This is a genomic window from Bradyrhizobium sp. LM2.9, from assembly GCF_054056555.1.
The window spans coordinates 469,125-482,754 of record NZ_JBSRYJ010000002.1 but is presented as its reverse complement, the minus strand read 5'-3'; the positions used below and the strand labels follow the sequence as shown (position 1 = coordinate 482,754).

14 protein-coding genes and 1 pseudogene are annotated in these 13,630 nt (G+C 61.9%); 4 read left to right on the top strand and 11 right to left on the bottom strand.

What is annotated here, in order from left to right; all coding sequences use genetic code 11:
* Positions 1-16 precede the first annotated feature (16 nt).
* The 4 genes and pseudogenes from ACVWW3_RS03820 to ACVWW3_RS03805 all read left to right on the top strand — a co-directional run bounded on the left by ACVWW3_RS03820 (position 17) and on the right by ACVWW3_RS03805 (position 3,783).
* Entirely contained in the window at positions 17-364 is a 348-nt protein-coding gene (locus ACVWW3_RS03820; RefSeq protein ID WP_456671874.1) for a response regulator, read from the top strand.
* 241 nt (positions 365-605) lie between these two features.
* A complete protein-coding gene (locus ACVWW3_RS03815; RefSeq protein WP_247348135.1) occupies positions 606-1,799 on the top strand; it encodes an FIST signal transduction protein in 1,194 nt (397 codons plus the stop codon).
* A 698-nt stretch (positions 1,800-2,497) separates the two neighbouring features.
* Positions 2,498-3,397: pseudogene (locus ACVWW3_RS03810) on the top strand (sensor histidine kinase); the annotation flags it as partial.
* Entirely contained in the window at positions 3,394-3,783 is a 390-nt protein-coding gene (locus ACVWW3_RS03805; protein WP_456650884.1) for a response regulator, read from the top strand. The pseudogene ACVWW3_RS03810 and the gene ACVWW3_RS03805, both read left to right, overlap by 4 nt.
* 180 nt (positions 3,784-3,963) lie before the next feature.
* Here the strand turns inward: ACVWW3_RS03805 and ACVWW3_RS03800 are convergent, their stop codons facing one another.
* The 11 genes from ACVWW3_RS03800 to ACVWW3_RS03750 all read right to left on the bottom strand — a co-directional run bounded on the left by ACVWW3_RS03800 (position 3,964) and on the right by ACVWW3_RS03750 (position 13,408).
* Entirely contained in the window at positions 3,964-5,007 is a 1,044-nt protein-coding gene (locus ACVWW3_RS03800; protein WP_456650885.1) for a 5-methyltetrahydropteroyltriglutamate--homocysteine methyltransferase, read from the bottom strand.
* A gap of 35 nt (positions 5,008-5,042) precedes the next feature.
* Positions 5,043-5,912 (bottom strand): fumarylacetoacetate hydrolase family protein, encoded by an 870-nt coding sequence (locus ACVWW3_RS03795; RefSeq protein WP_456650886.1) that lies wholly within the window; start codon positions 5,910-5,912, stop codon positions 5,043-5,045.
* A 3-nt stretch (positions 5,913-5,915) separates the two neighbouring features.
* Positions 5,916-6,575 (bottom strand): polysaccharide deacetylase family protein, encoded by a 660-nt coding sequence (locus ACVWW3_RS03790; protein ID WP_456650887.1) that lies wholly within the window; start codon positions 6,573-6,575, stop codon positions 5,916-5,918.
* A 9-nt stretch (positions 6,576-6,584) separates the two neighbouring features.
* Positions 6,585-7,394, bottom strand: a complete 810-nt coding sequence (locus tag ACVWW3_RS03785; protein WP_456650888.1) for an ABC transporter permease — start codon at positions 7,392-7,394, stop codon at positions 6,585-6,587.
* 7 nt (positions 7,395-7,401) lie between these two features.
* Complete coding sequence (locus ACVWW3_RS03780; protein ID WP_456650889.1) at positions 7,402-8,208, bottom strand: ABC transporter ATP-binding protein; 807 nt, start codon at positions 8,206-8,208, stop codon at positions 7,402-7,404.
* Positions 8,187-8,942 (bottom strand): ABC transporter permease, encoded by a 756-nt coding sequence (locus ACVWW3_RS03775; protein WP_456650890.1) that lies wholly within the window; start codon positions 8,940-8,942, stop codon positions 8,187-8,189. Before ACVWW3_RS03775 ends, ACVWW3_RS03780 begins: the two co-directional genes overlap by 22 nt.
* 2 nt (positions 8,943-8,944) lie before the next feature.
* Positions 8,945-9,910 (bottom strand): ABC transporter substrate-binding protein, encoded by a 966-nt coding sequence (locus tag ACVWW3_RS03770; protein WP_456662242.1) that lies wholly within the window; start codon positions 9,908-9,910, stop codon positions 8,945-8,947.
* Between the two features lie 52 nt (positions 9,911-9,962).
* Positions 9,963-10,670 carry a GntR family transcriptional regulator gene (locus tag ACVWW3_RS03765; protein WP_247348117.1) on the bottom strand — a complete coding sequence of 236 codons (708 nt, stop codon included), beginning with the start codon at positions 10,668-10,670 and terminating at the stop codon, positions 9,963-9,965.
* Positions 10,671-10,755: 85 nt separating this feature from the next.
* Positions 10,756-11,595, bottom strand: a complete 840-nt coding sequence (locus ACVWW3_RS03760; RefSeq protein WP_456650892.1) for an N-acyl homoserine lactonase family protein — start codon at positions 11,593-11,595, stop codon at positions 10,756-10,758.
* Between the two features lie 21 nt (positions 11,596-11,616).
* Positions 11,617-12,003, bottom strand: coding sequence for a carboxymuconolactone decarboxylase family protein (locus ACVWW3_RS03755; RefSeq protein ID WP_247348113.1), 387 nt, complete (start codon positions 12,001-12,003; stop codon positions 11,617-11,619).
* A 28-nt stretch (positions 12,004-12,031) separates the two neighbouring features.
* A complete protein-coding gene (locus ACVWW3_RS03750; RefSeq protein WP_456650893.1) occupies positions 12,032-13,408 on the bottom strand; it encodes an MmgE/PrpD family protein in 1,377 nt (458 codons plus the stop codon).
* Positions 13,409-13,630: the final 222 nt, after the last annotated feature.

Here is a 13,630-nt window from a genome sequence, read left to right as displayed (position 1 = left end):
GGGCTGCATCGCGATTGTGGATGACGACCCCTTCGTGCTGAGGGCTCTCGAGCGCTTGTTGAGGGCACGCGCGCTCGAGGTCAGGACATACACCTCGGCCCGGGGCTTTCTGGCCGGGCTGCCGCTCGGACTGCCAGCGTGCCTGATCGTTGACCTGCAGATGCCCGAAATGAGCGGCCTCGAGCTTCAGCACCAACTCACTCGCTCAGGGATCCGGATTCCCACCATCGTCATCACGGCTCACAACGAGACCAGCGCCCGTGAACGCTGCGAAGCCGCCGGCTGCGCGGCTTTCCTTGCCAAGCCGCTGCAACCTGCATCGCTGCTGGTCGCCATCGAAACTGCGACGAACACCAAGAGGTAAGCTTCTGTCCAGAGCCGGTCGGCGTCCATGGCAACAAAAGGTGTACGGTGCTACGTTCTCAAAATAAGGCAAGGCGTGCGTTTTGCCGGATTAGCATAGGCAGCCGTTGGTTCCCCGACTAGCCTGAGGATGCCGTGCTCATCGTTCTTTGCCGCTGTTGTCGTCGCCCTATCGGCAATCTCTCATAGAGCTAAGCAAATCTGCTGGGGACAGGCGTCCGGTTCGCTCGCGATGAAAGGTCATGCCGATGGGTACGAATGCCGGTGTTGGGATGAGTCATCATCGAAATCCGAAGGTGGCCGGGCGCGAGGCCGCCGAGAGAGCATTGACGGCGGCCGGGATCGACCGGCCCGACTTCGTCTTTATGTTTGCTTCCGTCGGATATGAACAGCGCGCACTCCTGGACGCCGTTCGCGTAGCCACCGGTGGTGCTCCGCTCGCCGGCGGGTCTGGCGGGGGAGTCATCGCAGGTATCGAAGCCGACGAGTCGAACTTCTCGGTGGCCGTGATGACCATCAGCTCCGATGAATTGAAATTCAAGAACGCAATCGCCTCCGGCCTCAAGGCGGATTCGGAAGCCGCGGGAAGGACCATCGCTCAGAGCCTGGCTTGCGAGATGCAGCCTGACACGCTTGGGTTGATCATGCTTGGCGACGGGCTGACCCTGAATTTCGACCGATTCGCCGCAGGCCTCAAGAGTGAATTGCAGCTTGATCGTCACCTGCCCCTGTTTGGGGGTACGTCGGCCGACAACATGGAATTCAAACAAACCTATCAATATTGCGACGATCAAATCACATCCGATGGCATCGCCTGCATTCTGCTGTCCGGATCAGCTCGGCTTGCCTGGGCGGTTAACCACGGCTGCCTTCCGATCGGCGGCGAACGCAAGGTGACCCGCTGCTCCGGCAACGTCATTTACGAGATCGACGGCATGCCAGTCCTCGATGTGCTCAAGGAATATCTGGTCGGTGACGAAATCGACAATTGGAGCAAGGCGGTCCTCAGTCTCTGCATGGCGTTCAAGGCGCCCGAACAGATCAAGGGTTACGACGACTATTTGATCCGCTTCATGCCGACAAAAGATGACAAGGCGGGGTCAATCACAATTCCGACCGAGGTCGAAGAAGGTACGAGCATCTGGATGAGCCGGCGCGACCACGAGAAGATATCGGCCGGCGTCGACCGCATTGGCGAAGAAATCAAATCAACATTAGGCAATAACGCACCGAAGATGGTGTTTCAGTTCGACTGCATAGGCCGCGGCAAAGCCGTTTTCCGCGACCAGCAAAAAGGCCAAATACTGGAAAAGCTTCAGCAAAAAATTGGGCCCACGGTGCCATGGATAGGCCTCTACACCTATGGAGAAATTGGGCCGATAGGAGGGCGCGACTATTTCCACAACTACACCGCCGTAGTATTAGCAGTTTACTGAGTTAGCCAATGTCAGCACCGCTATACTCCGCGTCCTGTGGAAAGATCGGTAGCATGAGCGAGATCGACCGCCTTCGCGTTGAAAACCAGCGCCTCTCGGATGAGGTCAAGCGCCTGGTGACGACTGAGAGTCAGCTCTACGAAGTCCAAGAGCATCTCGACGGCCAGATGAGCGCGTATCGTCAGCTCTACGAGCTTGGTAAGAAATTCAATACAACCGTCGACCTCGCCACGATCCTGCAGCTTGCCTCCGAATTCGCTTTATACGAACTCAATTTCGAGCGCTGCCTCATTCTTTTTAAGCAGCCCGGCGCGAACGTGTTCTCCATCGAGACGATGGATGGATACTATGACGATGCCGAGAGTCCCAGCATTGCCAGGCTGGCTCTCCCCGCCGCCTCGCTGGCGCTCGCACCACTTTATGACGGTGTGGAGCGGGTACTGTGTTTGCCCGATTGTCGTCGCAGCGAGCTGACGTCGCTGCGGCGTCTCTTCGGTATGGACGAGTACATCGTCTCGCCTTTGGGCGGGGAACCGAACAACCCCATCCGCTTGCTAGTCGCGGGAAATACAGTGGCGCAGGCGCATTACCAGCGCCGGGTCGTCCAAGACGGCGAGGTCCTGCTCGAGCTGGCCAACTTAGTTAGTCAGACCTCTACCGCGATCAACAACGCGAGCTTCTACCAGGCGCTTGATCGGGAGCGGCAGTCTCTCGAAGAAAAGGTCCGTGAACGAACGCGGGAGCTGTCGCACTCGCTGGACGAACTGCGCGCTGCGCAGGATCGGCTAATCCAAACCGAAAAGCTCGCTTCGCTAGGCCAACTCACCGCCGGCATCGCCCACGAAATCAAGAACCCGCTCAATTTTATCAATAATTTTTCCGCACTCTCGCAGGGGTTGGTCGACGAGCTAGGCGAGGTCCTTAAACCAGCGCCATTGAACGATAGCATGCGCCAGGAAACGGATGAAATCGCAAGGCTTCTTAAAAGTAACCTTGAAAAGGTGGTGCGGCACGGCAAGCGCGCAGACTCGATCGTCAAGAATATGCTGATGCACTCGCGCGATGATTCAGGTGAGCGGCGCGCTGTTGATATCAATGCGCTGGTTCAGGAGAGTCTCAACCTTGCCTATCACGGCGCCCGGGCCGAGGAGCAGGGGTTTTATATCAGGCTCGACCAGAAATTCGATCCCGGCGCAGGAGAGGCCGAGCTGGTACCCCAGGAGATCACCCGCGTGCTACTGAACCTGATCAATAACGGATTTTATGCTGCGAGGAAACGTAAGGCAGACGATGGCCGCGATGATTATGAACCTCAGCTTACTGCAGCAACCAGAAATCTGGGGAACCGCGTCGAAATTCGAATTCGCGACAATGGCTCGGGCATTCCGTCCGAAGTGATGGAGAAGATGTTCAACCCATTCTTCACGACCAAGCCGCCCGGAGAAGGCACCGGTCTCGGGCTTTCGCTAAGCTACGATATCGTTGTCAAGCAACACGCCGGCTCGATTGAGGTCGACACTCAAGCCGGCCAGTTCACTGAATTTCGAGTCGTCCTTCCACGCTCCACCCATGCCAGCAACACTGAGAGTCATTCGTGACTTGTCTTATACTCGTGGTCGATGATGAACCCGACGTCGAAGACCTGTTTCGCCAGCAATTCAGGCGCGACATCCGTTCCGGCCGCTTTAAAATGGAATTCGCCAATTCGGGAGATAGCGCGCTTCAGAAAATCAGTGATGCCAATACCGTGCCTTTGATCCTGATTTTGTCGGACGTCAATATGCCGGGAATGAGCGGCCTTGAACTTCTACCCAAAGCGAAAGCGTCAAGGCCGGATGTCCCGGTGATCATGATCACTGCCTACGGTGATGGCGACACCCGACGAAGAGCCATGGCAGCGGGTGCAGAGGCCTTGTTGACGAAACCAATTGATTTTTCTGCGCTCCGCAGCGAAATAGATTGCCGTTTGACCTCTGGGCGCTAGTTTGATTTCGCTCGGTCGCACTTGCTCCGCCGGTTGGTGGATCAATTGAGTCCGCCCCTTGGCTCGAAAGAGGCGCGAACTGAAGTGCCCTTGACGACGCATTCCAACATTCACATCGTTCTGCCGATTTTTCATAGTCGCTGCGGTTTGGCGCGTTACCTAACTCTGACGCGCGCCCTTTCAGCCTAGCTCTCGCCTGACCATCCCTGCCGCATCGCACATGGCCTTGAGCTTCCCGAACGCAGTTGCGCGCGGCATGTATTTCATGCCGCAATCGGGCGCAGGAACCAGGCGATCCGGCGATACGTATTTCAGGCCGTTGCGAATGCGATCGGCCACGGTATCGACGCTCTCGATCGCGGGATCGGCGAGGTCGAGTACGCCGAGCATGATCTTCTTCGACGAGAGGTCCTTGAGCACACCGAGGTCGAGCTTCGGCTGCGCGGCTTCGATCGAGATCTGGTCGGCGGTCGTGTCGTCAAGCTCGGCGAGGAAGGAATAGCCGGCCGGCTTGTTCGAGCCGGGCACGACCGCGGCATAGCCGAAGCAGAGATGCACGACGGTCGGCACCGTGATGCCCTTCAGCGCCAGGTTGATCGCCTTGACCGCGTAGCGTTTGGCGAGATCTGGATTGTTGCGCACCCAGGGCTCGTCGAGCTGGATCACGTCAGCGCCTGCTCTTTGCAGATCCAGCGCCTCGGCATTGACGGCCTCGGCCAAGGCCATCGCGAGCTCTTCCTCGTCCTTGTAAAACTCGTTCTTGGCCTGCTGGCTCATGGTGAACGGACCCGGCAGGGTGATCTTCGCTGCACGATCAGTATTCCTGCGCAGGAACTGCATGTCGTGCAGCTCAACCGGTCCCTTGCGTTTCACCGGCCCGACGACGCGCGGCACCGGGGTCTGAGTGTTGCCAGTGCGTGCCGTGATCATCGCGGGATTATCCCCGTCGATACCGTCGAGCGCCGTGGCGAAGCGGTTGGAGTAGCTCTCGCGGCGGATTTCGCCATCGGTCACGATGTCGATGCCGGCGCGCTCCATGTCGCGGATCGCGACGATGGTCGCATCGTCCTGCGCCTCCTCCAGATGTTCCGCCGGTAGCCGCCACATGTCGTGCAGGCGAGTGCGCGGCACCACCTTCGACAGCATGGCGCGGTTCACCAGCCATTCCGGCTGCGGATAGCTGCCGACCACAGTGGTCGGCAGGATGTGCGTTGGCAAGGGCATGGGATTCTCCTTCTTATTGTTGTCGAGCGCGGCTTTCAGGCCGCGCGCGTCGCCGTGGCCGGCACCTCGTCCTTGACGGGATTGCGCAAGATGCCGATGCCGGAAATCTCGATCTCCACGATGTCGCCGCCCTTCATCCACAGCGGCGGGGTGCGATAGGCGCCGACGCCGCCGGTCGTGCCTGTCACGATCACGTCGCCCGGCGCGAGCTCAGTGAAGGTCGAGCAGTAGGCGATCAGGGCCTGCACGTCGAAGACGAGATCGGAGACCGGGGCCTTCTGCACCTCGACGCCGTTGAGCCGCGTGATCAGCGTCTGCTTGCTAACGTCGGTCAATTCGTCGGTCGTGACCATCCAGGGCCCAAAGCCGCCGGTGCCGGCGAAATTCTTGCCGGGCGCAAATTGCGATGTGTGGCGCTGCCAGTCGCGGATGCTGCCGTCATTGTAGCAGGCATAGCCGGCGACATGGCCAAGCGCGGCTTCGCGCGAGATGCGGCGACCGGCCTTGCCGATGACGACCGCCATCTCGCCTTCATAATCAAAACGCTCGGATTCCAGCGGCCGGATCATCGGCTGGCCATGCCCGACCTGGCTGTTGGCGAAGCGGGTGAAGATCATCGGGTGTGGCGGGGTGGGATGGCCGCTCTCGGCCAGATGGGTGGCGTAGTTGACGCCGATGCAGAAGATCTTGTCGGGATCGGGCACGGTCGGAAGCAGTGCGACATCCTTCAGCGCGTAGTCGGGCGTCTCGCCGGCAAGCTTTTTCAGTTCGCCGAGCGAGCCCTTCGCAAGCAGCGTCTTCAGCGTCGCAAATGCCGTCAGCCGCCTGGCGGCATCGATGACGCCCTTGTCGGTGACAATGCCGTAGCTGGCGGTGCCGGCGATCGTGAAACTTGCGACTTTCATGGGTCAAACACTCTCTTCGATGGAGGAAACATAATCGTTGATCGGAAGTGCAATCTCGCCGCTGCGGATCGGAACGCATTGCGGCGGGAAATCCTGGCGGAAGCGACCGCCGGCCGCTTCGGCGCGGTCAAGAAAGCGCTCGAGATGGTCCATCGCGCCGGTCGGCAGATCGTGCAGCACCATTAGCGTCCAGGGCTGCCGGTTGCATTGGTCAAGTGCGCGCTCGGTCCAACCGTCGGGATCGTCCCAGTCGCGCGGGATCGCATTCCACAGCACGCAGCTGTGCTTGTTGCGGGTGAGATAATCGACGACGGACGGCTTCAAAAGCCGCGTGTCCAGATTGCCGCCGCCACCGAAAGGCCGGAACCAGCGCTGCGGATGCGCGAGATCGCCGATCGCTCCTTGCGTGCGGCCGATTTCGTTCTCCCCAGTGTCCCGGTCCGGCTGCTCACCGAGCGGAATGGTGTGCGTAAACGTGTGATTGCCGATCCAGTGCCCCTCCCCGTGTGCTCGCACCGCAAGGCCGTGCCGCGCGGGGTCGGCGAGTTTCTCACCGATGACGAAGAAGGTGGTCTTGATCCCGCGCTCGCCGAGAATGTCGAGCACGCGCGGCGTCACGTCGGGATCGGGGCCGTTGTCGAATGTCAGGGTCAGATCGTACACGCTAAAACCTCAGGTCGCCGGCTGCATCGCGCCCGACGCGATCTCGTCATTGGCCTGACCTGCGCGCGTGCCGGTCTGCCAGATCGCCGCCTTGCGCTCGATCCACCGGATCGCGGCGTTGAAGGCGATCGCCATGAACAGCACGAGCAGCACACCCGCGAACACGTGCGGACTGTCGAGGATCGTGCGGTAGCGCGAGATCAGATAGCCGATGCCGGCCGAGGAGATCAGCATCTCCGAGACCACGACGCCGACGATCACAAGCGCACCGCCGACGCGCAAGCCCGACAGCACGGTCGGGATTGCCGCAGGGATGATGACGCGAACCAGCCGCTGTGTCAGCGTCGCGCCCATGCTGCGCGCCGCGAGCAGGAGCTGCGGATCGATGGTCTGGATGCCGGCCGCGGTCGCGAGCATCGTCGGCAGGAAACCGTAGATCGAGGCGAACGCGATCTTTGACTCCGAGCCGATGCCGAGCCACACGGTGAAGACGGGATAGAGGATCACGAGCGGCACCGCGTAGAGGCTCGACACCATCGGCATGATCAGGACGCGGGGGCGCGGCAGGCTGCCGACGACGGCGCCGAGCAGGATGCCGCCGCCACAGGCGAACGCCATGGAGACCACGACTTCGTAGAGCGTCACCGCTAGCGCATGACCGTATTCGGCAGCGTCGCTCCATCCAGCGATCAGCGTTGACGACAGGGACGGCAGGAACAGCTCGGGAATAAGACCGGTGCGCGGCAGCAGCTCCCATAGTGCAATCAGGCCGATCACGATCAGATATCGCAGCGTCTTCGCGCTGATTCTGGCGCTCATCTTCGCCTCACGCCGATTTGCGGATGTGCCGCCAGATGCGGTCGCGCAGCGCTCCGAAAGCGTCGCCGCTCAGCATCTCGTAGGTGCGGGGCCGCGGCAGCTGGACCTGGAGATGGTCGACGATGCGGCCGGGCCGCGCCGACATCACGATCACCTCGTCGGCGAGATAGACGGCTTCGGTGAGGCTGTGCGTGACGAACACGACTGTCTTTCCGGTCGCCGCCCAGATACGCAGCAACTCGTCGCCCATGGTCATGCGCGTCTGCTCGTCGAGCGCGGCGAACGGCTCGTCCATCAGCAGCACCGGCGGGTCCTGCACCAGCCCGCGCGCGATCGAGACGCGCTGCTTCATGCCGCCCGAGAGCTCATGCGGATGGCGCTTTCCGAAGCCGTCGAGGCCGACCAGCTTGAGCGCATCCTGCGCCTTGGCCCGCCGTTCCGCCTTGGGCACGCCGCGCAGTGCCAACGGAAACTCGACATTGTCCTCTGCCGTCAGCCAGGGAAACAGGCTCGCCTCCTGGAACACCACGCCGACCCTGTCGGGGTCCGGCTCCGGGATCGGCGCGCCGCTGATGGTGATCGTGCCCGAGGTCTGCTGGCGCAGCCCAGCCATCATCATCAGAAGGGTGGACTTGCCGCAGCCGCTCGGACCGACCAATACGACGAAGCGGCCGGGCTTCACCTCCAGCGAGACGTCCTCCAGCGCGACGACGTCCTGCGACCTGGTCTTGAACACCTGGCCGACATTCTTCACCTCGATCGCGCCGGCGCGCGCGGGAGGCTTCAATGGGGTCACGTTCGCCAATGGCTGCATCGCGTTTCCACCAATCTGACTAGTTCGTTGAAGGTCATGGCGATCGCGGCGACCATCACGACGCCGGCGAGAAGCTGCTTCATCTGGAAATTCTCACCCCAGGTCGCGATCTGATGGCCGATGCCGTCGCGCGAGGCGTACATCTCGGCCAACATCACGCCGGTCAGGTTGAAGATCATGGAGATCCGCAAGGCCTCCAGCAGCACCGGCAGCATGCTCGGCAGATAGACCCGGAACGCGGTCTGCATCGGCGTGGCGCCATAGGAGCGCGCCACCGTGAGATGCTCGACCTTGACCGACTCCACCGCCGTCGTGGTCGACATGATCACGATGAAGATCGTGGAGAAAAAGCCGAAACCGACCTTCTGCGCGAAGCCGACGCCGAACACCAGGATGAACATCGGCAGGAAGATCGACTTCGGAATGCTGAACGCGAAGAACAGCAGCGGCTTGGCCACGTCGGCGAAATAGCGGTTCTCCGCGACCAGGAAGCCGATCACTGCGCCGAAGGGCACGGCGAGCGCGAACGCGGCCAGCACCTCGGTCGCGGTCACCATCAGATCCTTCTGCACGGCCGCGCGCTGCAGGAGATCGCCGAGCGTCGCGAACGTATCGGACGCCGACGGCAGCAGGCGCGGATTGACGATGCCGGTGCGCGGCAGCACCTCCCACAGCGCCAGGATCGCGATGATGATCGCGATCCGCACCAGGTTGATGGCGAGCGTGCTCTGCATCGCTATTGCTTGGTCGGGATCGGCTTGAACTTGGTCGAGATCACGTCCTCGACCGGCACGATATCCTTGAGCCCGCCGAGCTTGGCGAGATCCAGCGACAGCTGCACGGCCGCGTTCACATTGACCGCGCCCATGTCGCCGCTGGTCTCGAGCTTCATGATCGTGTTGTCGTACTCGAGGCTCGCGATCTCCGGCGGCATTTCATAGAGCTCGGCGATCAGCTTGACCGTGACATCGCGATTGGCCCGCATGAACGCGACCGCGCCGTAAAGGGCGTTCACCGCCTTCTGCACCAGCTGCGGCTTTGCGTCGGCGAGCTTGTCGAGCACGATCCAGCCGGCGGTCAGGTTCGGCGGTACGGCGGTCGCATAGTCGAGGATGGCCCTGGCCTCGCCGGATTTCGAGATCTGGAAGCTGAGCGGCGAATAGACCACGGCAGCCTCGACGTTGCCCGCGAGGAGGTTCGGCACGAGGCCGCCGCCGCCGACGGGAACGCGGGTGAAATCGATCTTCTTGTCCTGGATGGTCCACAGCGCGAGCAAATCGGAGCCCGATCCGGCCGCGGTGATCGCCACCTTCTTGCCGTTAAGGTCCTTGACGTCGATGGTCGACTTGGTCGGGACCATCAATTGCCAGCCGAAATTGCCCATCGCGGCATTGGCCACGATCCGTGACATCACGCCCTTCTTGCGCCCAGCGGAAACCAGCGAGGGCGGATCGAGGATGATGTCGGCTGCGCCCGCAGCCATCCCTTCGAACGTCTCCGCACCGCTGCGGTAGATGGTCAGCTCGGCCTGGATGCCTTCCTTCTCGAACAGCTTCTGCCGCACAGCGGTCTCGGCGATCGTCGTCGGCCAGTAGGTTTTCGTCGGCAGGCCAACACGAATGGTGTCGGCGGCGCTCGCAGGGCCGGCAAGAATTGCGGCGGCGACGAGCGACATAAGCGCGTGACGGCGATTGATCTTCATTGTTGGTTTCCTCCCGGTCTCTGTTTTTGTTTGCCGGATTTTCTCCGGATCGTCAGGTCGCGCGGCTTACCTCCGCAATGCGCGAGGCAGCGAGCTCGACAAAATCTTTGGTGGTGCCGAAGTGCTTTGACAATGCGCGAACTGCCGCATCTGCATCGCGCTTCACCACGGCAGCGACAATCGTCTTGTGTTCGGCTTCGACGTTGCGCGGTTTGCCACCGACCTCCCTGCGAATCGAAAGCCGACGATAGCGCTCGCTCTGCTCATGCAGCACGTCGCGGAAGCCGAGCAGCCATGGCGAGCCGCACGCATTGACCAGCGCGCGATGGAAGATCCGATGACGGATTACCCATTCCTCGTAGTGCACCGTCGGATCGTCGGGATAGTGATAAGGGACGGCCTTCAGATCCGCCCACGCCGATTTCACCGAGGCGAGCCAGGCCTCATCGCCGCGCTCGATCGAGCGGCGGAGCGCAAGCCCCTCAATATCGATCCGGGTCTGCGTCACGTCGGCGAGATCGGCAAGCGACACCGGACTCACGCGGAAGCCACGCTGGTCGGACGCCTGCACGAGCCCGTCGGCGACCAGACGCGACAGCGCCTCGCGCACGGCGGCGAGGCTCACGAAAAACTGCTTGGCGAGCCCGGCGATATGCAGCTTCTGCCCCGGCAGCAGCCGCGTCGCCAGAATATCGGCGCGCAAGCGCTCATGCAGCGCCGACGTCAGACTGCGCGGACCATCCCCGGGGCTTCCGGACATATGGAACTGAAGCGGACCCATATTGGGATGATTGCAAGGCGGCGCGCGGGGGTCAATAGAAAATCGAAAATCGATTTTTTCTAGCCTAGGTTACGCCGCCGCCTCGCTGAACGCCCTGGGACAGAATGGCCTGGGGTGGCGCCACATCGAGACGGACCGCAACGCCATCCAGATCCGGGCTTGGCGCGGGATAGAGCTTCATCACGAGCGGATCATGACCGGGAATGATGTGGGCCGCGTCGGACGCAGCGACCCGCAGCTTGTCAAAACCCACCAGCATGTCGCCGACGTGAAAAGCCGTCGTGAACGGACGCTCGCTCGTCATGTTCTCGTAGAAATGGCTGACGTCGGAGGCGAGCACGACAGGGCCGCGGCGTGTGTTGACGCGGACGAACTGGAGACCGGCGGAATGCCCGCCGGCCGCATGAACCGTCAGTCCGGGCGCAATCTCGGCGTCGCCATCGTAGAACAGCACCCGGCGCGCATAGTTCAGCCGCACGATCCCGCAGACATCCTCGACCTCGAAGGAATGCGACAGCCTCGGATATTGCATATAGCGCCCGGTGGCGTAGGCGAGTTCGCGCTCCTGAAGATGAAACCGCGCGTTCGGAAACCGATCGAAATTGCCGGCGTGGTCGTAGTGCAGATGCGTGAGGATCACGTCCTTGACGTCGGCGACGTCGACATCGAACGCGCGAAGCGTCTCTACCGGGCAGCGCAGGAATGTTCGCCCGCGCTGCCTCGCAATTTCAGCGTTGAACCCGGTGTCGATGACAAAGGTGCGATCGCCTCCCCTCGCCAACCACATGAAATAGTCCATCGGCATCGGCCCGTCATGCGGGTCGCCGCCGATGAAGTGCTCGCTCCGTTGCGCATCGCGCGTTGCATAGCGGATGGCGAAGAGCTCGTATTCCGGATCAGCCATGACAACTCACATAGTCCGTGCTCAGGGCTTTGCATCGACCTCGTTGAAGGCCTCGCGCGCATTGCGGAAGGCGTCGATGCCGGCGGGAACACCGCAATAGACGGCGACCTGCAGCAGGATCTCCTTGATCTCCTCCTTGGTCAGCCCGTTCTTCAGGGCGCCCTTCACATGCAGCTTCAGCTCGTGCGGGCGGTTCAGCGCGCCAAGCATTGCCAGATTGACGATCGAGCGCGTGCGCCGGTCGACGCCGGGCCGCGTCCACAACGCGCCCCAGCAGAACTCGGTCGACCATTCCGCCATCGTGCGCGTGAACTCGTCGGCCCCGGCAATCGACTTGTTGACGTAGTCCTCGCCGAGCACTTCCTTGCGAACTTTGAGGCCTTTTTCGAACAGTTCGGTCTTGCTCATGATCGTCCCTTTCAGGTCTTGAGAGATTCTAGTTGGAAGTTGTCTGGCGCGACGCCGACGGCGGTCGCAGCGATTGCAGGAGATTGCCGACGTTATCCGCCTTATCGAGCAGCCAGACTGCGTCGATAACGCGGTCCGCATCCCAGTCGCTCCGACCAGTGCGCACGCCTTCGCGCAGCTTTTCTTCAATGTCGCTATCTGCAAGCGGCGCGGCCTGGCTGCCGCGCGGCGTGATGACAGTCTCGGTGAGGACCTCGCCGGATGACAGACGCAAGATGACCCGCGCCGCGCCATCGGGCATCTCGCCGTCGAGCTCCGCCCTCACCTTTTGTCGCAGCTGCGCGATATCGGGCCGGGCCACAGTTTCAGGTGCAAATTCGACAACGCCGGCCGTGCCGAGCAGTAATCCGCAGGCAACGCAATGATGGATACTGACGCGCGCATCACGCTCGTTGTTGACAGGGCGGTCGCCCCGCGCAAGCAGCAGCGCCGAGCCCTGCACCGTTACCGACTCGATCTGGTCGATCCGTCGGCCGATTTTCCCGCGCATAAGGAGGCATGCATCGATCACCGAATGGAACACGATGCCGGCCGGATAGGGCTTGTAGGTATTCTTCGCGATCTCCCAGGTCTTGCCGAGACCCTCGAGCAGGCGGGCGAGATCGGGCTCATCTCCCATGGTGCGCGCCCAGCCGAGCGGACCTTCGATCGCGCGCGGCGCGGCCTCATAACCCTGCTGCGCAAGCAATGCGGCGAACAATCCGTTGCGTGCCGCGTTGCCGACGCTGACGTTCTTGGCGGCGCTCGGCAGGTTCTCGACATTGCCGGCCGACTGGCTCGCCGCGAGTCCGATGGCGTTCGCAATCCCTTCCGCCGGCAGCCCCAATAGCTTCGCGCAAGCGGCGGCCGCGCCAAAAATCCCGCAGGTTGAGGTGATGTGCCAGCCGCGCGCGTAGTGGCGCGGCGACACCGAATTGCCGATGCGGCACTCGACATCCACGCCGAGGATGAAGGCCGTCAACACCTCCTGGCCCGACACCTTGCGCGTCTCCGCGAGCGCGAGCACGGGAGCGGCAACCGGCGCGGCCGGATGAATGATCGTCTCGGGATGCGTGTCGTCGAAGTCGAGCAGATTGGCCGAGACGGCATTGAGAAACGAGGCGCACAGCGCGTCCATCGGCTCCGAGTGACCGATGATTGTTGATGTGGCGACGCCGCTGAACGGCGACAACGTGCGCATCGCGGCCATGACGACGGGATCGCGTGCGGAGCCGAGCGTGGTCGCAAAGAAATTGAGGATCGATCGCCGCGCTTCGTGGCTTTGCGCCTCGACGTCCGCCCATGAAGAGGACGCGACGAAATCGGCGAGCGTCTTGCTCACACTCGAAGTTGGGACTTGCGGCACGCGGGGCGTCTTCCTCGTTTTGCCGGACCTTATGCCGATCCTCGGCAAACTGTCGACCCCAAATGTTATGCTTGACAGCTTGTCTGACAAACATAACAATCCGGCCCGCTGGCGCGGGATCCCGCTGCCACGACGACGGCGGCAGAAAAGGCCGACCGGCGAAAACGTTTGACCAGAATATCAAGAAGGCGCGCCCGTCACGGGATCGCGCGACAGGGAGTA

Excerpts from the sequence above, each read along its gene's own strand:
- ACVWW3_RS03795 (WP_456650886.1), bottom strand. The coding sequence starts at position 5,912 with ATGAAAGTCGCAAGTTTCACGATCGCCGGCACCGCCAGCTACGGCATT.
- ACVWW3_RS03770 (WP_456662242.1), bottom strand. The coding sequence starts at position 9,910 with ATGAAGATCAATCGCCGTCACGCGCTTATGTCGCTCGTCGCCGCCGCA.
- ACVWW3_RS03755 (WP_247348113.1), bottom strand. The coding sequence starts at position 12,003 with ATGAGCAAGACCGAACTGTTCGAAAAAGGCCTCAAAGTTCGCAAGGAA.
- ACVWW3_RS03785 (WP_456650888.1), bottom strand. The coding sequence starts at position 7,394 with ATGAGCGCCAGAATCAGCGCGAAGACGCTGCGATATCTGATCGTGATC.
- ACVWW3_RS03760 (WP_456650892.1), bottom strand. The coding sequence starts at position 11,595 with ATGGCTGATCCGGAATACGAGCTCTTCGCCATCCGCTATGCAACGCGC.
- ACVWW3_RS03815 (WP_247348135.1), top strand. The coding sequence starts at position 606 with ATGCCGATGGGTACGAATGCCGGTGTTGGGATGAGTCATCATCGAAAT.
- ACVWW3_RS03800 (WP_456650885.1), bottom strand. The coding sequence starts at position 5,007 with ATGCCCTTGCCAACGCACATCCTGCCGACCACTGTGGTCGGCAGCTAT.
- ACVWW3_RS03780 (WP_456650889.1), bottom strand. The coding sequence starts at position 8,208 with ATGCAGCCATTGGCGAACGTGACCCCATTGAAGCCTCCCGCGCGCGCC.
- ACVWW3_RS03765 (WP_247348117.1), bottom strand. The coding sequence starts at position 10,670 with ATGTCCGGAAGCCCCGGGGATGGTCCGCGCAGTCTGACGTCGGCGCTG.
- ACVWW3_RS03775 (WP_456650890.1), bottom strand. The coding sequence starts at position 8,942 with ATGCAGAGCACGCTCGCCATCAACCTGGTGCGGATCGCGATCATCATC.